Here is a 23,984-nt window from a genome sequence, read left to right on the forward strand (position 1 = left end):
CCCGGCCCCGTGCCGTCCGACCGGCACCGAACGGCAGACCGGAGCGCCCCGGTACCACCGCACGATCGGAGACAGAGATGACCACCACGCCCGCTCCCGACGAGTCGCCGAACCCGTCGATGACCGACGAGGAGTACGGGATCCTGCGCGCCTCGGCCGCCCTGTGGGCCGGGGCCTCCGTACTGATCACCGATCGCCACGGGCGGGTCCTGGTCCAGCACGTCGACTACCGCGACACCTGCCTTCTGCCCGGCGGCGCCGTCGACAAGGGCGAATCCCCCTCCCGTGCCGCCGCGCGCGAGGTGCGGGAGGAACTCGGCGTCACCCTGGCCGTCGACCGCGGTCTCGCCGTGGACTGGATCTCCCCCGACCACGCCCTCACGCGCCCCGCCGTCCGGTTCCCCGGCGAGATCCTGCACGTCTACGACGGCGGCGTGTGGAACGACGAGCGGATCGCCGCCATCCGGCTCCCCGAGGGCGAGGTGGAGAGCGTCGAGTTCGCCGAACCCGCCCGCCTGCCCGACCTGATGGCCCCCGGCGACGTCCGCCGCACGCTGTCCGCCCTGCGCGCCCGCGTCAACGCCGCCGGCCCCGCGCTCCTGGAGAACGGCCTCCCGATCGCCCCCACCGTCCTGGACCGGGCCGGCGTCCTGCGCACCGCCCGCGCCCGGTCCCGTCTCTCCTTCCGCGCCGGCCCGGCCCCGGAGCACCTTCCCGTGTGCCGGACCCGGGGGTGGCTGTTCGCGCCGGACGGCCGTGTGCTGGTGCTGCTGGACCCGGACACGGGCACGGCCTCTCTGCCCGGAGGCGCTCCCGGGCCCGGGGACCGCGAGGACCCGCTGCTCGCACTGCGCCGGAAGGCCCGCGAGGAGGCCGCGGCCGAGTTCGGCGAACCGCTGCTCCTCGGGCACTTCTCCGGGCCCGGCGAGCCGGGTGTCCGTCTCCGTCACGCCGCCGCGCTCACCCGCCTCGGTCCCCCGCCCGTCGATCCGGTCACCGGCCGCGCCCGCATCCGGATCCTGGCCGCGCCCGAGCAGGCCCTGGAACTCTTCGACCGGGGTCCGCAGACCACCGACCAGCTCGCCGCCGTCCACCGGGCCCGCGCCCGGCTCGGCATCCCCAGGGCCGTACGCCGGCCCGTCACCGAACCGGCGGACGACACCGACCTCACCACCTGACGCCCCCGCCCGGTCTCCGGCCCCGGGTCCGGAGGCCGGGTCCGTGGAGGGGCGGGGCGCGACGAGTGGCCCCTCGTACCGCTGTCGTCCTATCGTCCAGGTAAGGAACGATTTCGCCGGAGGGAACGCGAGAGGAAGGAAAGGGACATGCCGGAGAAGTTCTCGGTGGGAGACCACGTCCGGTGGAACTCCGAGGCCGGGTTCGTGGAGGGGGAGATCATCCGGAAGCACACGGAGGACGTGGAGTACAAGGGACACACGCACCGGTGCACCGAGGACGATCCCCAGTACGAGATCAGGAGTGACAGGACCGGTCACATCGCCCTGCACAAGGGCGGCGCGCTGACGAAGTCGCGGACCCCTTCGTGACGGTGGCGCGCTCCCCCGGACGGACGGCGGGACGACGAACCGGATCTGCACGGTGGGACATTCGACGCGCGGCTTCGACGAGCTGGTGTCGATCTGCGGGAGAGCGAGGTCACCTTTCTGGTCGATGTCCGCGCGTTCCCGTCGTCGCGGAAGTTCCCGCAGTGGAACCAGGAGGCGATCGTCGGGGGGCCCGGTCGCCGTCACCGGCGCCCGGGCCCCGAGCTTTCACCACCATGTGCCGGCCGAACCGCACCGGCCTTCTTCTTCCGCTCCCCTGCGCCCACCGGGGCGAAGGAGCGGGGATCGCGGCTGTGTGACCGGGGACCACCTTCCCATCCGGGGCCTGCGGTACCCGGGCGCGTACGCCCGGGCGATCCTGATGGCGTCCGCTCCTTACCTCTTCTTTCCTTCACTCCACCAACGGGCACTGCTGCGCGGCCCCTGGGACCGCCCGGCCCGGCGGCCGGCGGAGGAACCCATCACACCCGGCTCCACCACCCCACCGCCGTTCCGCACCTGCTGAACCTGCTCACGCGGCAATACGTCCCTGCCGCGCCCTTCGGACTTCCTTGGCTACGAACAGAACACTAACCCCACCACCCGCCAATGTCTACCTTCGCCACGACAGATTTTCTGCACCGGAACCCGACGGGAAACTACTCCGGGGAGGTTCGCGGCGCTTCGGTCGTGTCCGTACCCGAGGGAGGCGCATCCCGCACCGACCGTGACCGCGGTTCCGGCCGGCGACGCATACGGCGGCCCGTCCGAGCGAAGGCGGTGCGGGGGGGGCACGGGCGGCGCGATCGATGTCTGCACGTCCCGCCCGCCGGGCGCCGGAACGAAAGCCGACTCCCCGGGTGTCCAAGGGGGTTCGCGGCGGAGAGCGAGGGGGCGCGGCGACCGGTTCCGGCGGATCTCCGCGCCGGCGGGAGCCCGGACGGCGCACACTGCCGCGTCCGGGGACGGTGAAGGGGCGGGGCGGCCGGATTCGAACCGGCGTCCTCCGAGATGTCATCGCGGCGCATTACCTCTGTGCTACGACCCCGCCTTGCCGAAGATCTTACCCCCTCCCGAACCACGGGCCCCGGGCCGGGGGTTGCCCGCAACGGACGGCGGGGGCGGTGGCGGGGCAGCACGCCGACGGCTTCGGGGAGGGGAACGGCGGGGCGACGGGTCAATACAGTGGCCGTCATGTCTGCCATATTGAGCTCCGCCAAATCCCGTGCCGCGCTGCGCACGGCGGCCCGCTTCTCCGGCGAGTCACTGCTCGTCCTGGTGATGGCCGCCGTCGCCCTGCGGCTTCTGGGCTACATGTGGCCGGTGGTGTGGCCCCTCGTCGTGGCCCTGTTCCTCACGACCCTGACCTGGCCGCCGACGCGGTTCCTGCGCCGGCGCGGCTGGCCCCCCGCCCTCGCCTCGGCCACCGTCACGGTCCTGTTCCTGCTGGTCGTCGTCGGAATCGTCGCGCTGATCGCGGTGCCGGTCGCCTCCCAGTCCGGGGAGCTGGCCGACGGGGTGACCGCCGGTGTCGAGCGGCTGCGCGCGTGGGCCGCCGGACCGCCGCTCAACATCGGTGACGACCAGATCAGCGGCGCCCTCGACACGGCGGTCGCCCGGGTCCAGGACAGCATGGGCAGCATGGTCACCGCGGTGGCGACCGGCGTGGGGTCCGTGTTCAACGGTGTGGTGACCGCTTTCCTGGCGCTGTTCCTGATGTTCTTCTTCCTCAAGGACGGCCCCCGTTTCCTGCCCTGGCTCACCCGTCAGCTTCCGGGCCGGTTCGCCTCGGACGCCGCCGTCGTCGCGGCCCGCGGCTGGGACACCCTGGGCGCCTTCGTCCGCTCGCAGGCGTTCGTCGGCCTCCTCGACGCCGTCTTCATCGGCATCGGCCTGTGGGTCCTCGACGTTCCGCTGGTACTGCCCCTGGCGGTGCTGACGTTCGTCTCCGCGTTCGTGCCGATCGTCGGCGCGCTCTTCGCCGGTCTGGTCGCGGTCCTCATCGCCCTGGTGTCGAACGGTCCCACCGACGCCCTGATCGTCCTGGCGATCATCGTGGTGGTGCAGCAGCTGGAGGGCAACGTCTTCCAGCCGATGATCCAGAGCCGTGGCCTGGGTCTGCACGCCGCCGTCGTACTGCTGGCCGTGACGCTCGGCGGCAGCCTCGCGGGCATCGTGGGCAGCCTGCTCGCCGTCCCGGTGGCCGCGCTGATCGCGGTGGTCTGGAACTACCTGCGCGAGCAGCTCGGCGAGGAGGGACCGGAGCGGGAACCGGCCCCGGAGCGGGACGGCACCCCCGTCGCACCGTGAGGCCCGCGGACCGGAGGGGGACCCCGCGCGGCGGGGTCCCCCTCCGGTCCGCGCCCAAGATCGATTGTCAGTGGTGGATGGGAGGCTGGAAGCACCACGTCGGAAAGAGGGGGAAACCGTCATGTCCGGAAACCAGAACTACATCAACCACGTCGCCCTTGTCCTGGACGCCAGTTCGTCCATGTCGCACCTGAGCCGCAAGGTCGTGGAGGTCGCGGACCAGCAGATCGCGTACCTCGCCCGCCGGTCGAGGGAGCTGGACCAGGAGACCCGTGTCACGGTGTACGTCTTCGCGGACACGGTGGAGTGCGTCATCTACGACAAGGACGTGCTGCGGATGCCGTCGCTGAAGGAGTTGTACCGGGTCGGCGGGATGACGGCCCTGCTGGCGGCCGCGCTGAAGTCGCAGCACGAGCTGGCGCAGACGGCGCAACTGTACGGCGACCACAGCTTCCTGACGTTCGTGCTGACCGACGGGCAGGAGAACGCGAGCCACCGCTCCCCGGACGCCCCTTCCACGAAGCCGCGCGAGCTGGTGGAGGCCGTGGCCGGGATGATCCGGGCGCAGCAGGACAACTGGACGCTGGCCGTTCTCGTGCCGGACCAGATGGGCAGGCGCGAGGCCATGCAGTGCGGTTTCCCGCAGGAGAACATCGCCGTCTGGGACGCCACGAGCACCCGGGGCCTGGAGGAGGCCGGGCAGGTCATCCAGGAGGCCACCGAGAAGTTCATGGTGGGCCGCACCAAGGGCATCCGGGGTTCGCGGGCGGTGTTCTCCACCGGTGCGGAGGCGGTCAACAAGGACACCGTCGAGGCGGCCGGGCTCACGCCGGTGGAGCCGTCGGCGTACGAGCTGATACCGGTGGCCCAGGACGTGGCGATCCGGGACCGGGTCGTCGAGTCCGGGCACACCTACCGCACCGGGTGCGCGTTCTACCAGCTGAGCAAGGCGGAGAAGGTCCAGGCGCGGAAGCGGATCGCGGTCCTCGAGAAGAAGACGGACCGGGTGTACACGGGGCCCGAGGCCCGTGCGCTGCTCGGCCTGCCGGACGTGGAGGTACGCGTCAAGCCGGACCACAACGACGAGTTCACGATCTTCGTGCAGAGCACCAGTGTGAACCGGAAGCTCGTACCGAACACGCGGCTCCTGCTCATGGTCTGACGCCCCCACGGTCCGGCGCGGCCGGGAGCCGCCGGGACCCGTGCGGTGCGCGGGTCCCGGCGGCCGGTCACACCCGTCGTGGTGTCAGCCGACGGTCCACCGCTGGAGCGCGGCGCCGGTGTCGGGCTGCTGGGTGACGGAGGCGCCGTCGCCGGAGGACGCGGCGGTCAGGAGCAGTCCGCTCGCGGCGGAGGCGAGGGTGTGGGTGCCGTCGCTCCGGCGGGTGAGGGTCCAGCGCTGGTTGGCGCCGCGGGTGCAGGTCCACTGGATGACCCTCGCCCCGGCGCCGGCGGAGCCGCTCTCCACGTCGGCGCACAGGCCGGACTCGGCGTTCCTGAGTTCGTAGGTGCCGTCGGTCTGCCGGGTGAAGGTCCAGCGCTGGTTGGCGCCGCCGGTCGGCGTCCAGACGACGAGCCGGGTCCCGGCGGTGGTGCTGTGGTCGGGGACGTCGAGCGCCTTGCCCCCGGTGGTGAGGGTGTGGGTCCCGTCGAGGGAGGCCGTGACCACCCAGGTGAAGGTCGCGGTGCCGCTCGCGCTGCCGGACGACGCGGTGACGGTGACCGTCGATGTTCCCTCCCTGGTGGGGACGCCGGTGATCAGGCCGCCGCTGCTGATGGCCAGGCCGGCGGGCAGGCCGGTGGCCGTGAAGGTCAGGGGCTTCCCGGCGGGGCCGGTGGCCTCCAGCTGGAGGGAGACGGCCTTGTTGGGTTCGGTGGTCCGGTCGCCCGGGTTGACGACCGTCACCGTTTCGGGGGCCTGTGCGACGGGGGTGAGGCTCAGGGTCTGTTCGCCGCCGGTGCGGGTCCCGCCGACCGCGTTGCCCGTGGTGTTGGTCCAGCTGCGGACGGGGGTGGTCTCGGCGGGGCGGGCGGGGTCGGCGGAGAGGCCGATGACCAGGCCGCTGTAGCGGTTGACGATCTTGTACGTGCCGGTGGCGGTGCCGTCGGCGGGCGAGGTGCCGCGGATGACGAACCACTGCTGTCCGACGGTGGGCCCGCCGGTTCCGGGGGCGGTGACGGTGGGCCTGGTGCCCCAGGCGCGCGTGCTCGTGGAGGTGGCGCCGACGCCGAGGAGCCGGCCGGTGGCGGAGTTGGTGATGCGGTGGGAGCCGTCGCCGTTGGAGGTGAAGGTCCACGACTCCAGGGCGGAGCCGGTGGCGGCGGCGAGCGAGGTGGTGGACGGGTCGCCGGAGACCTGGGCCAGGACGCGCCCGTCGGCGCTGGTGATGCGGTACGCCCGGGAGGTGTCGACCGGGGCCGCGGGTTCGGTCGTGTCGATCGTCAGGTTGACGTACTCGCCGCTCGCTCCGCCGGAGCAGCCGAAGGAGCAGTACGAGCGGAAGTTCCTGCCGACGAGGCCGGAGGCGGTCCTGTTGCCGCTGTCGAGGAACCAGCGGTACCAGGAGGCGTTCCGGTGGGCGCCGGTGTCACCGAGGCGGAACCACTTCTGGGTCGTCAGGTCCTTGGTGGCGTAGATCTCCTGGGGGGTGTTGCCGCTCTGGTCGACCGCCTGGGGCTGTCCGATGTACAGGCCGAGGTGGGCGTTGTAGGTGATGTCCATGACGAACAGCGGGGAGGTCGGGGGCGTCAGGCCGGCGGCCACCTGCTGGGCGACGGTCCCGGTGTTGGCCGGGTCGTACTCCTTCGACGGCGGGACGTATCCCGTCGTGCTTCCGGAGCCGACCGGGACCATGGTGCTCTCGCGGCCTCCGACGCCGGGCTCCGTCCAGGCGCCGTTGTACCACTTCCGCCAGGAGCCGGGGGCCATCTTCGCGGAGATCGGGGCGCGGGCCACGTGTCCGTAGAAGGCGGCCCAGCCGCCGCCCTTGTTCACGATCCGGGAGCCGTAGAAGGCGTAGAAGTAGCCGGAGGCCGTGTCGACGAACAGCCGCTGGTCGCCGGTGCCGTAGTGGTAGGTCTGCTGCGGGAAGGCGGCGGTGTCCCCGCGTCTGGTGCTGTGGTGCGAGGTGATGACGTGGTCCTTGATGGTCCACGTGCGGCCCTGGTTCCTGGAGACGGCGTAGTCGACGCCGTCGTAGTGGATGCCGTCGCCGAAGGGCTGCGGGGTGAACTCGTTGTGCACGAGTCCGTACCAGTCACCGGTGTCGGGATCGACCCAGACGCCGGCCAGGTCGCAGTAGTTCCGGTGCGCGTAGGAGGTGGTGGAGGGCGCGGGGGTGGCTTCCACACCGGTCGGGCTGTTGTTGCAGCGCCATGTCGTGTCGTTGTTCCGGTCGTTGGAGTTGGCCGGGTCGACCGCGTCGCTGAGGGTGGCGGACCGGGTGGCGGTGTCGAGGTTCGTGCCGGTGTAGAAGGTCCACTTCCGCGGGTCCTTCGCGCCGTAGAGGGCGTGGGACTGCTGGAAGTAGAAGGTGCCGTCCTTGTCGATGTACGTACCGGCGGGGGTGTCGTCCGGGGTGGTCCAGGAACCCTTCGCCCCGACGGTGACGGTGTAGGCGGCGGCGGTCGGGGCCGCCGACGCCGTCGGCACGGCGCCGCCCGTGAGGACCAGCGCGACGGCGGCGAGCGCGCCGGTCAGTCTGTTGCGAGGAGTGGTCACGGGTACTCCCTGATCGGAGGGGCCGCAGGGGGGAGCGGCTTCGTGAATGGCCCGCCGTCCCCGGGGAGGGCGGTCGTGCGCGGGGTCGCGGGAGGGGCGCGCCGGAGGTGCGGGAGGGGACGGCGCGGTCCGGCCGGCGGCCGGGTCCGGACCGGAGCGGGTGTTCCGGTCCGTGGCGTGACGGGTCGTGCCGCGTCGGCGGGCCCGGGTCGCGGGAGCCGCCGGCCGTCGGCTGGGGGGACCGTACGGCTCATTTGACCGGTAAAACAAGGCCGCGGAACGCAAAACTTCACCCCTGCGGAGAAGGGGGCCCGGTGGCGGGGACGGCCGTGGGGCGGGGGTGCGTTGACCTCGCTCCGGGGGCGCGGTACTTTGCGGTCGCCTTCCGATCGGTGAAGCCGGGGTGGTCCATGGTGACGATGCGGGACGTGGCCGAACGTGCCGGCGTCACCAAGCAGACCGTGTCCAACGTGCTCTCCGGCCGCGTCGCCGTACGGCCGGTCACGGAGGCGCGGGTACGGGCGGCCATCGCCGAACTCGGCTACGTCCCCAACCTGGTGGCGCGCTCCCTGGCCACGGGCAGCACCCGGACGGTGGGCCTCTTCGTCCCGACCGTGTCCACCGCCTTCTACGCGGAGCTGGTCGAGGAGGTGGAAGACGTCCTGGAGGAGCGCGGCCACCGTCTGCTGCTCTGCACCACCCGCCGCGACGGGGCGCGCGCCCGGAGGCATCTCGCCGGGCTGACCAGCCGGTCGGTCGACGCGCTCCTCATCGCGGGCGACCAGGGGCTGACCGACCAGCTCCCGCCGCTGTCCCGCACCCGCTTCCCCGTCGTCCTGTGCGCCTGGGAGACGCGGGTTCCCGCCGGTTTCCCGGTCGTCACCGTCGACTACGAGCACGGGGGGTACCTCGCCGGGCGTCACCTCCGGGAGCTCGGCCACGAGGACGTGGCCGTCCTGGCGAGCCCGGCGCACGCGATGCGGGTGAACGGCTTCCGCCGCGCGTTCGCCGAGGACGGGCTGGAGATCCCCGACGGGGCCGTGCGCCTGGTGCCGGAGCCGTCGTTCCGGGGCGGGATCGCGGCGGCCCTGGAGGCGCTGGAGGCCGGGCCGGCGGCGACCGCGCTGTTCGCCACGCACGACGTGCTCGCCGTCGGGGCCCTCGAAGCCGCGCGCGGCAGGGGGTACTCGGTCCCGGGAGACCTGTCGGTGGTCGCCCACGACGACACGCCGGAGGGGCTGCTCACGCGTCCCGCCCCCACCAGTGTGGTCCTGCCCACGCGGGAGATGGCGCGGGAGGCGGTCGGGGTGCTCCTGGACGCGGCCGGGGGTGCCCGGCCCGCCGAGCGGCGCCGCCGTCTCCTGCTGCCGCGGCTCGTCGTCCGCGAGAGCACGGCACCGCCCGCCCGCGGCGGTCCCGGAGCCCGGCCGGTCCGGGGCCGGGCCGTCCGGGGGAGCTGACGCGCGTACGGCGGCGCCCCGGCGGCACCGAGGGCCGTCCGGGGCGTGCCGGGGAGGGGAACGCGGTCGCGGGCGCCGGCGTCCGGGACGGTGACGCCCACGGGGGCGGTCGCGCGCCGGTGTCCGGGGCGGTGACGCCCACGGGGCCCGTCCCGCGCGCCGGCGGTCCCTCCCGTGGTGCCGACCGGTCCCGCGCGGCCGGTCAGGACACCGCGGCCCCGGGGGTCATGCGGCGGAGCGGTCCGTCGAGTTCCCGCTGGTAGAAGTCCATGAAACCGTCGGGGTCCGGGCCCGCGTTCTGCATCACCAGCCGGTCGAAACCGGCGTCGACGAACTGCTGGGCGACTTCCAGGTAGCGGTTCCGGTCGGAGCCGCAGGCGAACTTGGCGAGGATGTCCTCCTCGCGGACCGTGGTGGTCGCGGCCTCGAAGTTGACCGGGTTGGGCAGTTCGCTCATGACCTTCCAGCCGGAGAGGGCCCACCGGGTGGTCCTGAGCGCCTCCCGGGCCGCGGTGTGCTCGTCCTCCGCCCAGGCCATGGGCACCTCCGCGTACCCGGGGCCGGTGCCCCCGGCCTCGCGGTAGTGGCGCACGATCTCCGGCTTCTGCTCCGTGGCGAAGAGCCCGTCGCCGAGTTCGGCGGCGATCCGCGCCGAGCTGCGGCCGCTGGCGGCCACGGCGATCGGCGGGAGTTCGGACGGGAGGTCGAAGACCCGCGCGTCCGCCAGCCTCAGGTGCTTGCCCTCGTACGAACGGTAGCCGCCGCTCCACAGGAGGCGGATGATCTCCAGCGCCTCGCGCAGCAGCTCGTGGCGCGCCCGGACGGTGTCGGGGAAGCCGCGGCCGACGACGTGCTCGTTGAGGCGTTCGCCGGATCCGACGCCGAGGACGAAACGTCCGTCGGACACCAGGGAGAGGGTCGCCGCCGCCTGGGCGATGATCGCCGGGTGGTAGCGGATCGAGGGGCAGGTCACGCCGGTCGCGAGACCGATGCGCTCGGTCCTGGCGGCGATGGCGCCCAGGACCGTCCAGGCGAAGGGCGAGTGGCCCTGGTTGTCCAGCCAGGGGTGGAAGTGGTCGCTGATCTCCACGAAGTCGAAGCCCGCGGCCTCGGCCGCGACGGCCTGCCGGACGAGTTCGCCCGGCCCGAACGCCTCCGCGGACAGCTTGTAGCCGATTTCCATCTGTCGTTCGTTCCTCTCTGTCGCCGATCGCGTCCCGGCGCGCCCGCCGCGCCCCGGCGGGGTTCCCCGTGACGCGTCCGGGAGGGGCTCCGGCCCGTTCGCGGCGTCCGTCCGGCACGGCACGCGCCGGGCCGTCGCCCGGGGCCGGTCCGCACGGCACGCACCGGTCCACTTTCTCCCGCCGTCCGGCATCGCGCGACCGCGCGCCGGTCGTCCGGGGGGGCCGGGGGGGGCGCCCCGGGCGTCTCCGCGCGGTCAGCGGCCCGGGTGTTCCCCCGGGCCCTTCCGGGCCGGGACCAGGGGGGTGGGAGAGAGGTCGGTCATCTCCTCCCCCGGTTCGAGGAGGGTGTCCGCCGCGCCGACGATGAGCGGATCGGGCGTACCGGCCGCCTTTTCGTCCTTGTTCGCGTAGTCGACGCGGGCCAGGAGGCTGCGCATGGCCTCCAGGCGGCCGCGCCGCTTGTCGTTGCTCTTGACCACGGTCCAGGGGGCGTGGTCGGTGTCCGTCTCCCGGAACATGGCGACCTTGGCGGCGGTGTAGTCGTCCCAGCGGTCGAGGGAGGAGAGGTCGGTGGGCGAGAGCTTCCACTGCCGCACCGGATCGACCTGGCGGATGGCGAAACGGGTGCGCTGCTCGGACCGGGAGACGGAGAACCAGAACTTCACCAGGTGGACGCCGTCCTCGACCAGCATGCGTTCGAACAGCGGGCACTGGTGGAGGAAGAGCCGGTACTCCTCCTCGGTGCAGAAGCCCATCACCCGCTCGACCCCCGCCCGGTTGTACCAGGAGCGGTCGAAGAAGACGATCTCGCCGGGCCCCGGGAGGTGGGCCACGTAGCGCTGGAAGTACCACTGCCCGGCCTCGCGCTCGGTCGGCTTGTCCAGGGCGACGATCCGGGCGCTGCGCGGGTTGAGCCGTTCGGTGAACCGCTGGATGGTGCCGCCCTTGCCGGCGGCGTCCCGGCCCTCGCACAGCACCACGATCCGGGCACCGGTGTCCTTGGCCCAGCGCTGCAGCTTGAGCAGTTCGATCTGCAGGATGCGCTTCTGCCGTTCGTACTCGGCGCGGCGCACCTTCCGCGTGTACGGGTAGTTCTCCCGCCACGTGCGGATGGGCTCGCCGGCGGCGCTGAGCAGAACGGGCTGCTCGGGCCGGGTGGTGTCCACGCTGAGCCCTTCGAGCAGGTCCGGTCCGGAGGGGGCCGGGTCCCGCTCTCCGCTCCCGTCGCCGGTCCTGTCCACGTCGGTCATGGCACCCCGTTCCGCTCGTCGTCCTGTTCGCTCCTGCGCCTGTACCCGCTGCGGCCGTTTTCACCGGTCCGGGGCCGCCGGCAGGGCCGGGCCGCGCCCGTCGCGGCGGGCGTGCGGCGGTGTGCGCATGACTCGCTCCCGGCGGGTAACACGGCCGCAATGACGAACGCACACGACACGGGGGGCAGACCCGGCCTCCCGCTCCTGCTGCTGCCCGTGCAGGTGGCCGTGGTGGCCGGACTGGGGCTGCTGGTGACCGGACCGCTGGCGGATCTCCGGCCCTTGTCGGAGGAGGACGGCGTCAACCGGTTCCTGGCCGCCCACCGCACCCCGGCCGCCACCACGTTCACCGACTGGCTGTCCCTGCTGGCCGACACCCAGAGCGTGATCGTGGTGACGTTCCTGTGCGCGGTCGCCCTGCTGTGGGTGCCCAGGGGGCCCCGCTGGCGCGAGGCCGCCTTCCTGGCCCTGTCCGTGGCGGCGCAGTCCGCCATCTTCCTCCTCGTCACCCTCGTCGTGAACCGCGACCGCCCCGGTGTGCCCCACCTGGACGGGGCGCCGCCCACGTCCAGCTTCCCCTCCGGTCACGTCGGGGCCGCCACGGCCCTCTTCGGGGGGCTGGCCGTGCTCGCGGCCCGGAACCTGCGCGGCACCCGGCGGCACGTCGTGGTGGCGCTGCTCCTGCTGGTCCCGCCGGCCGTGGCGTTCTCCCGGGTGTACCGGGGCATGCACCACCCCTCCGACGTGGCGGCCGGGCTGCTGAACGGCGCCTGCACGCTGGTGCTCCTGGCGATCGCGCTGCTGCCGCCGCGCTCCCGGGACGAGGCCGGCGTCCCGGTCCCGGCCGTCCGCGCGGCGGGGCGGGCCGTGGTGGTGCGCCATCCGCACGGGTGCGGCGACGAGACCGCGGCCCGGGTGCGGGCCGTGCTGCTCCACCACGGGTACGCGGAGCAGCGGTGGACGGAGACGACGCCCGAGGCGCCGGCCGGTGCCCTGCTCGCGCACCTGACCGGCAGCGGCACCGACGGGCCGGACGCCGGTCCCGCCGTCCTGGTCGTGGCCTGCGGCGGGGACGGCACCGTACGCGCCTGCGCCGACGTGCTGGCCGGGACCGGGATCCCCCTGGCGATCGTCCCGTGCGGCACCGGGAACCTCCTCGCCCGCAACCTGCGGCTGCCGGCCGATCCCGTGGCCGCCCTGCGCGAGGGCCTGTCCGGGCGGACCGCCGGGCTCGACGTGGGCCGGATCGAGGGCGACGGGCTGGTGCCGACCCGGTTCGCGGTCATGGCGGGCGCCGGGTTCGACGCGGCCATGGTGCAGGACGCCTCGGCGCGGCTCAAGAAGAACCTGGGGTGGCCCGCGTACGCCCTCTCGGCCGTGCGGCACCTGCGGGACCCCCGGATGCGGCTGTCGATCCGGCTCGACGGGGGCGCCCCGCTGGAGCGGCGCGCCCGCATGGTCGTCATCGGCAACGTCGGCACCCTCCAGGGCGGGCTGCCGCTGCTGCCCGGGGCGCGGCCCGACAGCGGCCGGCTGGAGGTGGTCCTGCTCGATCCGCGCGGGGTGACCGGCTGGCTCGCCGCCGCCGGGTACCTGGTCACCCGCGTACCGGGCGGGCGGGCGCCGCACGCGTCCGGTGCCCGGGAGCGGCCCGTCGCGCACGGCGCGCTGGAGTACTTCGGGGCGGCCCGCGTCGACCTCCGGTTCACCCGTCCCCAGCCGCGCGAGGTGGACGGCGACGTCTTCCCCGCGGGCACCCGGCTGACCGCGGAGGTCGAACCGGGGGCGCTGCGGGTGTGCCTGCCCGCGCCGGCGCTGACCGGCCCGGCGGCCGGAGCCGAGAAGGAGGGGGAGGCGCATGGGCACCGCGACGCGCGTACCGCAGCGCAGTGAGGTCAAGGCCCTGGAGGCCGAGCTGCGCCTCCGGGGCGAGACCCTGTCCGGCGAGGAGGCGTGGGCCGCGCTGCGCCGTCACGGGGGCTGGCCCCTCGTCCGGGACTCCTTCGTCCGGTTCCGCTACGCCGACGGGTTCAGCCACTCCCGCGCCCTGGCCCTGCAGACCGTCCTGGCGATACTTCCCTTCGGGATCGCGGTCATAGGGCTGTCCGGCGTGCTGCACACCGAGGACATCGGCCGGATCGTCGAGCTGACGGTGCGCCGGATCAGCGGCCCCAGCCAGGACGTCGTGGACGACGCCCTGCGGGAGAGCCGCCGGCACGCCGGGGACGGCGGCGCGGCGGCCCTCTGGCTCGGCCTGCTGTTCTCCGTCTCCAACGTCACCACCGGCATGTGCCAGGTGGAGCGCGGGGCCAACCGGATCTACGGCGTCGAGCGGGACCGCCCGTTCCTCCACAAGTACGTCCGGGGCCTCCTGATGGCGGTCCTGGCCGGGCTGCCCCTCGGGCTGAGCTTCTGCCTCACCGTGCTCGGGTCCGACCTGAGCCGCGCCCTGACCGAGGTCTACCACCTGGCTCCGGGCACCTACCGCGCCTGGGACGTGCTGCGCTGGCCCGTCGGGATCCTGCTGGCCGTGATCGCCACCAGCGTCATCTTCCGCCGGTCGCCCCGGCGCGCCCAGCCGGGCCACACCTGGCTCGCGTTCGGCGCCACCGTCCATCTGGTGCTGTGGCTGGGGGCGACGTGGGCGCTGAGCCTGTACGTGGGCTCGGGCGGCTCCTTCACCACCGTGTACGGGCCGCTGAGCGCGTTCATGGCACTGCTGCTGTGGTCCTACCTCACCTCGCTCGCGCTCTTCCTGGGGCTGTCCTTCGCGGCCCAGCTGGAGGCCGTGCGGGCGGGGGTGGCCTCGCCGGTCACCGAGGACCCCGGGGTGTGAGCCGGGGCGCCCGCGTCTCCCCGGGCCGGGAGGTCCGCCCCGGCCCCCGCCCCTGCCGTCCCTCCCCTCCCCCGCATCGGAAAGGAACCGTACGACCATGACAGAGCGTTCCCCCCGGCCCCGGTGGCGTCGTCTCGTGCGGCTCGCCGCCGGGCACGGCGGGCCCGACGCCCGGTTCGGCGCGCGGCTGCTGGCGGGCACCGCCCTCACCGCCCTGGCGGCCGTCCCGTTCTCCCTCGCGCTGGTGCTGGTGGAGTCGCACTGGGCCCCGCTGCACCGCCTCGACCAGGGGGTGGCCGAGCGGCTGCACCGTTCCGCGCTGGAGCATCCCGCCTGGGTGCGGGTGCTGGACTTCCTCACGCACGTCGCGTGGGGGCCGCTGACCATGCGGCTCCTGGTGGCCGCGGTGGTGGTGTGGCTCCTGTGGCGGCGGGCCGTCCGGCTGGCCGCCTGGGCGGCCGTCACCGCGACGGCCGGCGGGCTGGTGGGGCTGCTGGTGAAGAACGCGGTCGAGCGCGCCCGGCCGCACCTGCCGGACCCGGTCTCCCACGCGCCCGGCTTCTCCTTCCCCTCCGGGCACGCCATGACGGCCGTCACCTCCTGTGCCGTGCTGCTGCTCGTCCTGCTCCCGCTGGTCCCGCGCTCGTGGCGGCCGCTGCCGTGGGTCCTGGCGGCGGTGGCGGTGCTCGGCGTGGGCTACACGCGGGTCGCGCTGGGCGTGCACTGGGTGAGCGACGTGGTCGGGGGCTGGCTGCTCGGGGCGGCGGTGGTCACCGCGACCGCGTTCGCCTTCGAGGCGTGGCGCGGCGACGTGGGGCGTCCCCGCACCACGCCGGCCGAGGGGCTGGAGCCCGAGCTCACGACGGACACCCCGGAGCCGGAGCCGGCCGAACGCCCCGGACCCCGGTGACGCGGGGCGGCGTCACCGGGGTCCGGGGCGTCACCGGGCCGTCGCGCGGCCCGGTCTCCGGGGGCCGGCCGTCAGGCTTCTCCCTCCGGGCGGTGCGTCCGGTGGTCTTCCGCGCGCCGCCGGGCGTCCTCCTGGGCGCTCCGGCTGGGCGTGAGGGCGTCGGCGGCTTCGCCGTCGCCGGAGCGGGCGTCGTCCCGTACGTCCGTCTCGGCCTCCTCGAACTCCGCCAGGACCTCCTCGGCGGCGGTGCGCGGACGGTCCGCGTTCTTCCCGGTGGGGTGGTGGTGCGCCATGCGTCTCCTCTTTCCTCTGCTTCCCTCTGTCGCGTACGTCCCTTTCGTACGCGTGCCGCTACCCCGTGCCGCGGGCTTCACGCTCCGGGGCGGCGGGCGTTCTCGGGGCCCGGCCGGACGGCGGCGGTGCGCTCCGGGTCGTCCAGCGGGGTGTTCACCCGCAGCCAGCGGTAGCCGTACGGTTCCAGGTCGACGCCCACCCGGCCGCCGGCCGCCGCCCTGACGGTGTCGCCGGTGAACAGGTCGGTGAGGAGACGGCCGCCCTGCAGTCCGGGCACGGCCGTGGTCGCGCCGGTCCGCCGGTCGGAGAAGTTGTGCAGGGCGAGGACCGCTCCTTCCGGCAGCGAGGCGACGTGGGCCAGCACTCCGGGGTCGTCCACGTCGAGCACCTCGGTGCGGCCCCAGGCCAGTTCGGGTGCTTCGCGGTAGCGCTCGATCAGGGTCCGTACGCGGGTGAGCAGCGAGTCCGGGTCGTGGGCCTGGTCCCGGACGTTGACCCGCTTCGGCCCGTACGCGCCCCGGGGCATCGGGTTGGGGAAGGCGTCGCTCCCGGCGGTGGAGAACCCGGCGCCCCTGTCCGCCGTCCACTGCATGGGGGTGCGGACGGCCTGCCGGCCCTCCGCGGCGAGGTTCTCGCCCATGCCGATCTCCTCGCCGTAGAAGAGGACGGGCGTGCCGGGCAGGGTGAAGAGGAGGCTGTGGGCCAGCTCCACGCGCCGGCGGTCGCCGCCGACCATGGGCGGCAGCCTGCGGCGCAGTCCCCTGCCGTAGAGCCGCATGTCCTCGTCGGGGCCGAAGGCGGCGAACACCTCGGCGCGTTCGGCGTCGTCGAGCTTGTCGAGCGTCAGCTCGTCGTGGTTGCGGACGAAGGTCGCCCAGTGGCCGTCGCGCGGGGCTTCCGGGCGTTCCCGCAGGGCCTCCGCGAGCGGCCCGGCCTCCCCGCGCGCGAAGGAGAGGTACATCTTCTGCATGCCGATGAAGTCGAAGCACATGGTCAGTTCGTCGCCCCGGCCGGACTCCGGGTCGCCGAAGAACTTCATGGTGTCGGGGTAGGGCAGGTTGACCTCGCCCAGAAGGACCGCCTCTCCGTTGCGGCGCCCGAGGAAGGCCCGCAGGTCGGCCAGGTACGCGTGCGGGTCGGGCAGTCGGTCGGCGTCGTCCTGGCCGTCGGTCTCCAGGAGGAAGGGGACCGCGTCGACGCGGAAGCCGGACAGGCCCAGCTGCGTCCAGAAGCCGATGATGCGGGCTATCTCGTCCCGTACCGCCGGGTTGGCCACGTTGAGGTCGGGCTGCTGCCGGTAGAAGCGGTGCAGGTAGTACTGGCCGGTCTTCTCGTCGTACTCCCAGAGGCTCTTCTCGGCGTCGGGGAAGACGATGCCGCGGGGACCGTCCTCGGGCGGTTCGTCGCACCAGACGTACCAGTCGCGGCGGGGGGACGTGCGGCTGGAGCGGGCCTCGCGGAACCAGGGGTGCTGGTCGGAGGTGTGGTTGACGACCAGGTCGGCGATGACCCGGATGCCCCGGTCGCGGGCGGTCCGCACGAACTCGGTGAAGTCCCCGAGGGTGCCCAGGCGGGGGTCGACGGCGTAGAAGTCGGTGATGTCGTATCCGTCGTCCCGTTCCCGGGTCGGGTAGAACGGCATCAGCCACACGCAGGTGACGCCGAGGCGGACGAGGTGGTCGATCCGCTGGGTCAGGCCCGCGAAGTCCCCGATGCCGTCGCCGTCGCCGTCCTGGTAGGTCTCCACGTCCAGGCAGTAGACGACCGCGTTCTTCCACCACAGGTCGGAGGTCCGGGTCAGTCTCATCGGGCGTCCTCCGCGTACGCGGGAGCGGCCGGGGTCGCGTCGAGCCGGGGCAGCACCTTGTCGCCGAACGCGTCGACGAAGGCGCTCTGTTCGCGCCCGACGTGGTGGAGCATGACCGTGTCGAAGCCGAGGTCGGCGTACTCCTGGAGCCAGGCGGCGTGCTGTCCGAGGTCGGCCGAGACGTTGACGCTCCCGGTGACCCGCTCCGGGGTGACGTGCTCGCTGACGGAGTCGAACAGTTCGGGCGTGTCGAGGTCCCAGCTCGCGGGCGGGCCGTGCACGTTGGTGCGCCACTGGTCGTGGGCGACGGCGAGGGCGGTGTCCGGGTCGGGGTCCCAGCTGAGGTGGACCTGGAGGTACAGGGGGCCGGTGCCGCCGGCGGAGCGGTAGGCGTCCGCGATCCGGCGCAGCCGTTCGCGCGGGGCGTTGACGGTGACGAGTCCGTCGGCCCACTCGGCGCACCAGCCCGCGGTGGCCTCGCTGCACGCGGCGCCGATCAGCGGCGGAACGGTGTCGGGGCGGGTCCACAGCCGGGCCCGGTCCACGGTCACCAGTCCGTCGTGGCTGACCTCCTCGCCGCGCAGCAGGGCCCGGATGACGTCGACGCACTCGCGCAGCCGCGCGTTGCGGACGTCCTTGCGCGGCCACCGGTCGCCGGTGATGTGCTCGTTGGACGCCTCGCCGCTGCCCAGGGCCGCCCAGAAGCGGCCCGGGTACATGGCGGCGAGGGTCCCGACGGCCTGGGCGACGATCGCGGGGTGGTAGCGCTGTCCGGGGGCGTTGACGACGCCGAAGGGAATGCGGTCGGTGGCCTGGAGGGCGGCGCCGAGCCAGGACCACGCGAAGCCGGACTCGCCCTGGCGGACGCTCCAGGGCGAGAAGTGGTCCGAGCACATGGCGGCGCCGAAGCCGGCTTCCTCCGCGCGGACGACGGCGGCCAGGAGGTCGGCGGGCGGGACCTGTTCGTGCGAGGCGTGGAATCCGTAGACGGTCATGGGGCGCGCCTACCCCGCGGTGCGGGGATCATCGGCGGCGCGGGGCGGCGCGCGGTGCCTCCCGCCCGCGCGTCCCCCGCGCCTCACCCGGTGCGCCGGTGCACCCTCGCCTCCCAGGGGGCGAGGACCGTGCGTCCGTGTTCCACCGGGGCGGACGGCCCGTTGCCCAGGACGAGTTCGGCGCCCTCCCAGCCGCCGGGGAGGTCGACGGTCACGGTGTCGCCGGTGAAGTTGCCGAGGACCAGCAGCGTGGTCGCCGCGTGGTGCCGGGTGAAGGCGTACACCCGTTCGTCGTCGGGCAGCAGCATGGTGAAGTCGCCGTGCACGACGGCCGGTTCCTCGTGGCGCAGGGCGATCAGGCGCCGGTAGTGGTGGTAGACGGAGCCGGGGTCCGCGCGGGCGGCGGCGGCGTTGACCTCGGTGTGGTCCGGGTTGACCGGGAGCCAGGGGGTGCCGGTGGTGAAGCCGGCCTGCGGGGAGGCGTCCCACTGCATGGGGGTACGGGCGTTGTCCCGCCCCATCGCCCGCAGTCCGGGCAGGACCTCCTCGGGTTCCGCCCCCGCGCGCAGCGCCTGCGCGTAGTGGTTGAGGGATTCGATGTCCCGGAAGTCCTCGATGGTGCGCAGGGGCGCGTTGGCCATGCCCAGCTCCTCCCCCTGGTAGACGTAGGGGGTGCCCCGGTGCAGGTGCAGGACGGTGGCCAGCATGGTCGCGGACCGGGTCCGGTGGCGGGGGCCGTCGTCGCCGAACCGGGAGACGACGCGGGGCTGGTCGTGGTTGTTCCAGTACAGGCTGTTCCAGCCGACGTCCGCGAGGCCGGTCTGCCAGCGGCCCAGGGACGCCTTCAGGTCGGTGAGCCGCAGGGGGCGCGGGTCGAACTTGTGGGCGCCGTGGTCGAGTCCGACGTGCTCGAACTGGAAGACCATGTCGAGTTCGGCGCGGCGCGGGTCGGTGAACAACCGGGCCTGTTCGACGGTCACGCCGGGCATCTCCCCCACCGTGAGCAGCCGGCCGGGATGGTGGGCCATGACCTCGCGGTGCATCTCCCGCAGGTACTCGTGGAGGCGCGGCCCGCAGACGTAGGAGGGCGACCCGTCGCCGTACGGGCCGTCGCCGCGCGGTGCGCCGTCGGGCAGGGCCGGGTCCTTGGAGAGGAGGTTGACGACGTCCATCCGGAAGCCGTCCACGCCCCGCTCCAGCCACCACCGCATCATCGCGTACACGGCCCGGCGGACCTCCGGGTTCTCCCAGTTGAGGTCGGGCTGTTTCGGGGAGAACAGGTGGAGGTAGTACGCGTCGCTCGCGGGGTCGTGCGTCCAGGCGGAACCGGAGAAGAAGGAGCCCCAGTTGTTGGGCTCGCGGCCGTCGCGGGGCGGGCGCCACCAGTACCAGTCGCGCCGGGGGCTGCCGGGGTCGCGCGACTCCCGGAACCACGGGTGCTCGTCGGAGGTGTGGTTGACGACCAGGTCCATGATCAGTCTCATGCCGCGCCCGTGCACCGCCGCGAGGAGGCGGTCGAAGGCCGCCAGGTCGCCGAAGACGGGGTCGACGTCCTGGTAGTCGCTGATGTCGTAGCCGTTGTCGTCCTGCGGCGACGGGTAGACGGGCGAGAGCCACAGGACGTCCACTCCGAGGTCCGCGAGGTGGTCCAGGCGTGCGGTGATGCCGTCCAGGTCGCCGATGCCGTCGCCGTCGGAGTCGGCGAAGCTGCGGGGGTAGATCTGGTAGACGACCGCGGACTTCCACCACGGGTCGTCCTCCTGCGTCGCGCTGCCGGGCGTCATCGGCGTTCTCCTCCGGGCGTCGGGTCACGGGACATGGATTCCCTTTCCCGTACGCGGCGGACGAACCGGCCCGGCCGGGCCGCGTCTCCGCGGCCGTCCCGGCGTCCGCGTCCGTTCCTGTCCACGGGCCCGCCTCCGTTCCCGGGGCCCGTCGTCCGGCGCCCGCCGGAGCGGTCGGCCGGGGCCGTCTCCCGCCCCCGCTCAGCCGTCGTCCCGCTTCCCGGCCGGGCCGGACCGCCCGCGCGTCACCGCGAGCACGCCTCCCACGACGGCGATCAGCGCGACGGCCAGGGCGATGCTGACCCAGCCCTCGGTGTCCCAGTACACGTCCTCCAGGCTGATCAGCAGCGCCGCCTCGTCGACGATCAGGGCCAGGCCGACGCCGTAGGCGAGTCCCATCCAGGCCCGCGCGCGTGCCGAGCGCTTCACGAGGCCCGCCGCCCCCACCACGGCGAGCAGCAGGATGCCCCACACGTAGTGGTGGATGTGCACGTCGCCGGCCTGCACGTCCCCCACCCCGGCCACGTCGATGTGGATCAGCCAGGTGAGCAGGCGCATGCAGCCGAAGGTGAGGGCGAACCCCCACCACGCCAGGACGAAGCCCCGGCGTTCCGAGGAGATCCCGGGCAGCAGGCGCAGCCACGTGGACCGGTGGTCCGTGCGGGTGGACGGCAGGCGGTGGGCCGCGTGGGGGGACGGGGGACGGCCGGACGCCCCGGACGCACCTGGCGTACCGGACGGGTCGGACGGGTCGGTCGGGCCCGATGGATCGGACGAGCCGGTCGGGTCGGACGAGCCGGTCGGGTCGGACGGGTCCGGTGCCTTCATGCCTTCTCTTCTCCTGCCGCGAATCTCTGGATCAGTCCGGCCACGGCGTCCGGCGCGCTGTAGTGCGCGGCGTGCGCGGCGCCCGGCACCTCGGTCGCGCGCCCGTCGGCGGCCAGCCGTGCCACCCGCCGGACCCATGCACCGGAGGCGATGGTGTCACCGCTCCCGCGCACGACGAGCGTCGGCGCGTCGATCCGCGCCAGATGCCCCTCGAACGCCCCGGCGGCGTCCCGCAGGGCGTGGCGCAGGGACGCGGCGAAACGGAAGGGACCGGTGGACAGGTAGTCCGCCACGGCCACCCCGACCAGGGAGGGCGGTTCGCGGAACGCGTCCGCGAGCAGCCGGCCGCCCTGGCGCCCTGCGGACGCCCCCGGGGTGAGCGCCGGGCCGAGCAGGACGAGTCCGCGGACCAGGCACGGATGGCGGGCGGCGAGGGCCGCGACCACCTGGCAGCCGACCGAGTTGGCGACCAGCAGGCTCGGTCCCGGCACGAGCCGCCGGTGCCAGCGGGCGAGGGCGTCGGCGGTCCGCACCACGTCGGGCATCCGGCGCGCGGCGGGCCGCGACCGCGCGTTGCCCGGCAGGTCGGGTACGAGCACGGCGGCCCCGTCCGCCGCCAGCCGCCGCGCCAGCGGCACGAAGTAACGGCCCGACAGCCCGAGCCCGTGCACCAGCACCGCCGTCGGCGCGCCCGCGCGGGGCGGAGGCCCGAAGGAACGGGTGAAGAGACCGGCCTGAACGCGCTGTTCCATCCGTCCACTATCACCCGTCCGAGAGCCCGTACACGCTCGGCCCGGGGCTGGAGGGCGGCGCTCTCGACGCGAACGGCGCAGGTCACGGCGTGGGCCGACCGGGCCTGGGCCCGGTGCGTGCGGGCCCTTCCGGTCGGCGTGCCGCTCCCGGACCGGCCGCAGCGCCGCCGCCGGCCGCCGCGTACCGGCCGCGCCGCTTCGCGCGGGCCGTCCGCCGGGAGCCACGTCACCGTGCGGAACCGGCCATCCGCCGCCACGGGGCGACCCCATGACGGCGGTGACGACGACGGCGGCAACGGCGACGGCGACGGCGGTGTTGACGGGCACCGGCGGGCCCGCCAGTCTCGGGGTGCCGTACTCACGGATCGCACCCATCCGCACGACGACGGAGGCTCGATGGCCCGCCGCACCGCACGCTCCCTCTCCCTGCGCCTCTTCCTCTCATTTGTCATGACCATGGCCTTAACATCGGCCGGAGTGGCCGCCACCGCGGGCACCGCGCGGGCCGACGGCTGCCTCACCTGGTCGCGCACGCTCTCCCAGGGCGCGTCCGGCGCCGACGTCACGGCGCTTCAGATCCGCGTGGCCGGTTATCCCGGCTACGGCGGAGTGCTCGCCGTCGACGGCGTCTACGGACCGGGGACCGCCGCCGCCGTCAAGCGCTTCCAGGCCGCCTACGGACTGGTCGCCGACGGCATCGCGGGACCCGCGACGTTCAACAAGATCTACGCGCTCCAGGACGACGACTGCACGCCCCTCCACTTCACCTACGCGGAGCTGAACACCTGCAACAGCACCTGGGCGGGCGGCGCGGTGAGCGCGGCCACCGCCAAGTCCAACGCCCTGCGCACCATGTGGAAGCTGGAAGCCCTCCGGCACGCCCTCGGTGACCAACCCCTCCGCGTCACCAGCGGCTTCCGGAGCCAGGCGTGCAACAGCGCGGTCGGCGGCGCCTCCTCCAGCCGTCATCTGTACGGCGACGCGGCCGACCTCGGCGCCGGGCCCCACTCGCTGTGCCGGCTCGCCCAGCAGGCGCGCAACCACGGCTTCAACGGCATCCTCGGCCCCGGCTACCCGGGCCACGGCGACCACACCCACGTCGATCACCGGGCCGGCCGCTTCTGGTCCGCCTCCGGCTGCGGCATCTGACCCGGCGGGCCGTCCCCCAGGGGGTCCACGGGGGACGGTCCGGCCGGTGGGGTCCGGGAGACGGGGTAGGAGAGCCCCATGGACAGCTCCCTCTGGTTCGTGGTGGCCGCGGTTCTCGTGCTCGTGACGGCGGGATGCGCGGCCGTCCTCTTCGTCCGCGTCCTGCGGACCCGCAAGCTGCTGACGGACGCCGGCGTCCCCCTGCGGTCCAAGGCCCTCTTCTGGACGGCCGTGATCTACACGGTGTCCCCGGTCGACCTGATCCCCGATCCCGTCTACCTGGACGACATCGGCGTCCTCCTGGTGGCCCTGCGGGCCCTGCACTCCGCGGTCTCCGGGAGCGGGACGGACCGCGAGAAGCTGTCGGGCTGAACGGCCCGGCGTCAGCCGCGCTCCACGCGCCGTCCCCGCACGCGGAGGGGCGGTTCCCGCGCCGTACGCGGGAGCCGCCCCTTCCGTCTGCCTGCGGGCCCTCAAAGCGCGCCCGGCCTGCCCCCGGATGCCCTGCCCTCCCCGTAGTACACCGCGATCTCCTCCCGGTGCTGCCGGTCCGCGAGGTGTGCGTCGGCACGGAACTCCGGCGCCCCCTTGATCCGGTCCCTGGTCAGGCCGACGTGGACGCTCTTCCCCTCCAGGTCGATCCGCGTCACCGTGCTCGCCGGGAGCAGCACCTCCTTGCCGAAGATCCACCCGCCGGTGTCGACGACCAGATAGGCGTCACCGGCCTCCTCGGAGTGCTTGTCGACCTTCCCGACGTGTCCGTCGGTCGCCTCGACCCTCCATCCGGCCAGATCGGTGCCCACCAGATGGGCGAATGCCTGCCCGTAGCTCCACACGTTCTCCGCCATGCCGGTCCCTCCTCCGTTCTCGGACGTCCTGCCGGACCGCGCCCCGCGCACCCGCCGCGGTCCCGGGGGCCCGTCTGCCCCGGGGGCCGCGCGCCACACCCGTACGGCCGGACGGGAGACGGGGTGGACAACCCGCTCCCCGGGCCGCGGTCCGGCCCGTTCCTCCCGCCTCGGCGACCGGGTGAACGGAAGCCGTCTGCGAAAATGGGCGCATGGACGTGCGCCGCGGGAACCGCGTGACCGTGACCCGGCGAGCCCCCGGGCCCGCGGTGACGCCGGCGCGCGGGTCCGGACCCGTCGCCCCCGGGAAGA

Annotated in this window: 20 protein-coding genes, 1 tRNA gene and 1 pseudogene; 11 read left to right on the plus strand and 11 right to left on the minus strand. The window is 73.9% G+C overall.

Annotated features, from left to right (window positions below; all coding sequences use genetic code 11):
• Window positions 1-77 precede the first annotated feature (77 nt).
• From ACZ6AQ_RS09305 to ACZ6AQ_RS09315, 3 genes and pseudogenes are all read left to right on the plus strand, one after another.
• Window positions 78-1,178 carry an NUDIX hydrolase gene (locus ACZ6AQ_RS09305; RefSeq protein ID WP_468758690.1) on the plus strand — a complete coding sequence of 367 codons (1,101 nt, stop codon included), beginning with the start codon at window positions 78-80 and terminating at the stop codon, window positions 1,176-1,178.
• Window positions 1,179-1,325: 147 nt separating this feature from the next.
• Window positions 1,326-1,547, plus strand: a complete 222-nt coding sequence (locus ACZ6AQ_RS09310) for a hypervirulence associated TUDOR domain-containing protein (RefSeq protein ID WP_468758692.1) — start codon at window positions 1,326-1,328, stop codon at window positions 1,545-1,547.
• Window positions 1,548-1,599: 52 nt separating this feature from the next.
• Window positions 1,600-1,754, plus strand: a pseudogene (locus ACZ6AQ_RS09315) (DUF488 family protein); the annotation flags it as partial.
• Between the two features lie 765 nt (window positions 1,755-2,519).
• Here ACZ6AQ_RS09315 and ACZ6AQ_RS09320 read toward each other — a convergent pair.
• A tRNA-Val gene (locus tag ACZ6AQ_RS09320) sits at window positions 2,520-2,594 on the minus strand.
• 144 nt (window positions 2,595-2,738) lie between these two features.
• Here ACZ6AQ_RS09320 and ACZ6AQ_RS09325 point away from each other — a divergent pair.
• Together ACZ6AQ_RS09325 and ACZ6AQ_RS09330 are read left to right on the plus strand one after the other, a co-directional pair.
• The gene (locus ACZ6AQ_RS09325) at window positions 2,739-3,854 is read left to right on the plus strand and encodes an AI-2E family transporter (RefSeq protein WP_468758694.1); all 1,116 of its coding nucleotides are present in this window, start codon (window positions 2,739-2,741) and stop codon (window positions 3,852-3,854) included.
• A 121-nt stretch (window positions 3,855-3,975) separates the two neighbouring features.
• Window positions 3,976-5,016 (plus strand): vWA domain-containing protein, encoded by a 1,041-nt coding sequence (locus tag ACZ6AQ_RS09330; RefSeq protein ID WP_388700160.1) that lies wholly within the window; start codon window positions 3,976-3,978, stop codon window positions 5,014-5,016.
• Between the two features lie 84 nt (window positions 5,017-5,100).
• Here the strand turns inward: ACZ6AQ_RS09330 and ACZ6AQ_RS09335 are convergent, their stop codons facing one another.
• The gene (locus ACZ6AQ_RS09335) at window positions 5,101-7,575 is read right to left on the minus strand and encodes an RICIN domain-containing protein (protein ID WP_468758696.1); all 2,475 of its coding nucleotides are present in this window, start codon (window positions 7,573-7,575) and stop codon (window positions 5,101-5,103) included.
• 419 nt (window positions 7,576-7,994) lie between these two features.
• Here ACZ6AQ_RS09335 and ACZ6AQ_RS09340 point away from each other — a divergent pair, with 419 nt between their 5' ends.
• Window positions 7,995-9,035: a LacI family DNA-binding transcriptional regulator gene (locus ACZ6AQ_RS09340; protein WP_468759247.1), complete on the plus strand. Its 1,041-nt coding sequence runs from the start codon at window positions 7,995-7,997 to the stop codon at window positions 9,033-9,035.
• A 202-nt stretch (window positions 9,036-9,237) separates the two neighbouring features.
• Here ACZ6AQ_RS09340 and ACZ6AQ_RS09345 read toward each other — a convergent pair whose 3' ends face one another.
• Together ACZ6AQ_RS09345 and ppk2 are read right to left on the minus strand one after the other, a co-directional pair.
• Complete coding sequence (locus ACZ6AQ_RS09345) at window positions 9,238-10,218, minus strand: TIGR03557 family F420-dependent LLM class oxidoreductase (protein WP_468758698.1); 981 nt, start codon at window positions 10,216-10,218, stop codon at window positions 9,238-9,240.
• Between the two features lie 255 nt (window positions 10,219-10,473).
• Window positions 10,474-11,469, minus strand: coding sequence for a polyphosphate kinase 2 (gene ppk2 / locus ACZ6AQ_RS09350; protein WP_388700153.1), 996 nt, complete (start codon window positions 11,467-11,469; stop codon window positions 10,474-10,476).
• Window positions 11,470-11,628: 159 nt separating this feature from the next.
• Between ppk2 and ACZ6AQ_RS09355 the strand changes: the two genes are divergently transcribed.
• The 3 genes from ACZ6AQ_RS09355 to ACZ6AQ_RS09365 all read left to right on the plus strand — a co-directional run bounded on the left by ACZ6AQ_RS09355 (window position 11,629) and on the right by ACZ6AQ_RS09365 (window position 15,215).
• Window positions 11,629-13,362, plus strand: a complete 1,734-nt coding sequence (locus tag ACZ6AQ_RS09355) for a bifunctional phosphatase PAP2/diacylglycerol kinase family protein (protein WP_468758699.1) — start codon at window positions 11,629-11,631, stop codon at window positions 13,360-13,362.
• Window positions 13,328-14,305, plus strand: a complete 978-nt coding sequence (locus tag ACZ6AQ_RS09360) for a YihY/virulence factor BrkB family protein (RefSeq protein ID WP_468758701.1) — start codon at window positions 13,328-13,330, stop codon at window positions 14,303-14,305. The genes ACZ6AQ_RS09355 and ACZ6AQ_RS09360 overlap by 35 nt, the downstream gene beginning before the upstream one ends.
• Before the next feature lie 97 nt (window positions 14,306-14,402).
• On the plus strand, window positions 14,403-15,215 hold the full coding sequence (locus ACZ6AQ_RS09365; RefSeq protein WP_468758703.1) for a phosphatase PAP2 family protein: 813 nt from the start codon (window positions 14,403-14,405) through the stop codon (window positions 15,213-15,215).
• 71 nt (window positions 15,216-15,286) lie between these two features.
• On the opposite strand, the gene ACZ6AQ_RS09370 is transcribed toward ACZ6AQ_RS09365, so the two are convergent.
• The 6 genes from ACZ6AQ_RS09370 to ACZ6AQ_RS09395 all read right to left on the minus strand — a co-directional run bounded on the left by ACZ6AQ_RS09370 (window position 15,287) and on the right by ACZ6AQ_RS09395 (window position 21,675).
• On the minus strand, window positions 15,287-15,508 hold the full coding sequence (locus ACZ6AQ_RS09370) for a hypothetical protein (RefSeq protein ID WP_468758705.1): 222 nt from the start codon (window positions 15,506-15,508) through the stop codon (window positions 15,287-15,289).
• A gap of 77 nt (window positions 15,509-15,585) precedes the next feature.
• On the minus strand, window positions 15,586-17,316 hold the full coding sequence (locus ACZ6AQ_RS09375) for an alpha-amylase family protein (RefSeq protein ID WP_468758706.1): 1,731 nt from the start codon (window positions 17,314-17,316) through the stop codon (window positions 15,586-15,588).
• On the minus strand, window positions 17,313-18,311 hold the full coding sequence (locus ACZ6AQ_RS09380) for a TIGR03885 family FMN-dependent LLM class oxidoreductase (RefSeq protein WP_468758708.1): 999 nt from the start codon (window positions 18,309-18,311) through the stop codon (window positions 17,313-17,315). The genes ACZ6AQ_RS09375 and ACZ6AQ_RS09380 overlap by 4 nt, the downstream gene beginning before the upstream one ends.
• 83 nt (window positions 18,312-18,394) lie before the next feature.
• Complete coding sequence (locus tag ACZ6AQ_RS09385; protein WP_468758710.1) at window positions 18,395-20,095, minus strand: glycoside hydrolase family 13 protein; 1,701 nt, start codon at window positions 20,093-20,095, stop codon at window positions 18,395-18,397.
• 201 nt (window positions 20,096-20,296) lie between these two features.
• Window positions 20,297-20,923, minus strand: coding sequence for a hypothetical protein (locus ACZ6AQ_RS09390; RefSeq protein WP_468758711.1), 627 nt, complete (start codon window positions 20,921-20,923; stop codon window positions 20,297-20,299).
• The gene (locus ACZ6AQ_RS09395; RefSeq protein ID WP_468758713.1) at window positions 20,920-21,675 is read right to left on the minus strand and encodes an alpha/beta fold hydrolase; all 756 of its coding nucleotides are present in this window, start codon (window positions 21,673-21,675) and stop codon (window positions 20,920-20,922) included. The genes ACZ6AQ_RS09390 and ACZ6AQ_RS09395 overlap by 4 nt, the downstream gene beginning before the upstream one ends.
• Before the next feature lie 396 nt (window positions 21,676-22,071).
• On the opposite strand from ACZ6AQ_RS09395, the gene ACZ6AQ_RS09400 reads away from it, so the two are divergent.
• Complete coding sequence (locus tag ACZ6AQ_RS09400; protein WP_468758714.1) at window positions 22,072-22,824, plus strand: D-Ala-D-Ala carboxypeptidase family metallohydrolase; 753 nt, start codon at window positions 22,072-22,074, stop codon at window positions 22,822-22,824.
• 78 nt (window positions 22,825-22,902) lie between these two features.
• Entirely contained in the window at window positions 22,903-23,196 is a 294-nt protein-coding gene (locus ACZ6AQ_RS09405) for a YkvA family protein (protein WP_468758716.1), read from the plus strand.
• A 101-nt stretch (window positions 23,197-23,297) separates the two neighbouring features.
• Here ACZ6AQ_RS09405 and ACZ6AQ_RS09410 read toward each other — a convergent pair whose 3' ends face one another.
• Window positions 23,298-23,672 (minus strand): PRC-barrel domain-containing protein, encoded by a 375-nt coding sequence (locus ACZ6AQ_RS09410; RefSeq protein WP_468758717.1) that lies wholly within the window; start codon window positions 23,670-23,672, stop codon window positions 23,298-23,300.
• Window positions 23,673-23,984: the final 312 nt, after the last annotated feature.

It is taken from the genome of Streptomyces sp. NPDC041191, assembly GCF_055591945.1.

Coding starts and splice junctions, on each gene's coding strand:
- ACZ6AQ_RS09305 (WP_468758690.1), top strand. CDS start 78: ATGACCACCACGCCCGCTCCCGACGAGTCGCCGAACCCGTCGATGACC.
- ACZ6AQ_RS09310 (WP_468758692.1), top strand. CDS start 1,326: ATGCCGGAGAAGTTCTCGGTGGGAGACCACGTCCGGTGGAACTCCGAG.
- ACZ6AQ_RS09325 (WP_468758694.1), top strand. CDS start 2,739: ATGTCTGCCATATTGAGCTCCGCCAAATCCCGTGCCGCGCTGCGCACG.
- ACZ6AQ_RS09330 (WP_388700160.1), top strand. CDS start 3,976: ATGTCCGGAAACCAGAACTACATCAACCACGTCGCCCTTGTCCTGGAC.
- ACZ6AQ_RS09340 (WP_468759247.1), top strand. CDS start 7,995: ATGCGGGACGTGGCCGAACGTGCCGGCGTCACCAAGCAGACCGTGTCC.
- ACZ6AQ_RS09345 (WP_468758698.1), bottom strand. CDS start 10,218: ATGGAAATCGGCTACAAGCTGTCCGCGGAGGCGTTCGGGCCGGGCGAA.
- ppk2 (WP_388700153.1), bottom strand. CDS start 11,469: ATGACCGACGTGGACAGGACCGGCGACGGGAGCGGAGAGCGGGACCCG.
- ACZ6AQ_RS09355 (WP_468758699.1), top strand. CDS start 11,629: ATGACGAACGCACACGACACGGGGGGCAGACCCGGCCTCCCGCTCCTG.
- ACZ6AQ_RS09360 (WP_468758701.1), top strand. CDS start 13,328: ATGGGCACCGCGACGCGCGTACCGCAGCGCAGTGAGGTCAAGGCCCTG.
- ACZ6AQ_RS09365 (WP_468758703.1), top strand. CDS start 14,403: ATGACAGAGCGTTCCCCCCGGCCCCGGTGGCGTCGTCTCGTGCGGCTC.
- ACZ6AQ_RS09370 (WP_468758705.1), bottom strand. CDS start 15,508: ATGGCGCACCACCACCCCACCGGGAAGAACGCGGACCGTCCGCGCACC.
- ACZ6AQ_RS09375 (WP_468758706.1), bottom strand. CDS start 17,316: ATGAGACTGACCCGGACCTCCGACCTGTGGTGGAAGAACGCGGTCGTC.
- ACZ6AQ_RS09380 (WP_468758708.1), bottom strand. CDS start 18,311: ATGACCGTCTACGGATTCCACGCCTCGCACGAACAGGTCCCGCCCGCC.
- ACZ6AQ_RS09385 (WP_468758710.1), bottom strand. CDS start 20,095: ATGACGCCCGGCAGCGCGACGCAGGAGGACGACCCGTGGTGGAAGTCC.
- ACZ6AQ_RS09390 (WP_468758711.1), bottom strand. CDS start 20,923: ATGAAGGCACCGGACCCGTCCGACCCGACCGGCTCGTCCGACCCGACC.
- ACZ6AQ_RS09395 (WP_468758713.1), bottom strand. CDS start 21,675: ATGGAACAGCGCGTTCAGGCCGGTCTCTTCACCCGTTCCTTCGGGCCT.
- ACZ6AQ_RS09400 (WP_468758714.1), top strand. CDS start 22,072: ATGGCCCGCCGCACCGCACGCTCCCTCTCCCTGCGCCTCTTCCTCTCA.
- ACZ6AQ_RS09405 (WP_468758716.1), top strand. CDS start 22,903: ATGGACAGCTCCCTCTGGTTCGTGGTGGCCGCGGTTCTCGTGCTCGTG.
- ACZ6AQ_RS09410 (WP_468758717.1), bottom strand. CDS start 23,672: ATGGCGGAGAACGTGTGGAGCTACGGGCAGGCATTCGCCCATCTGGTG.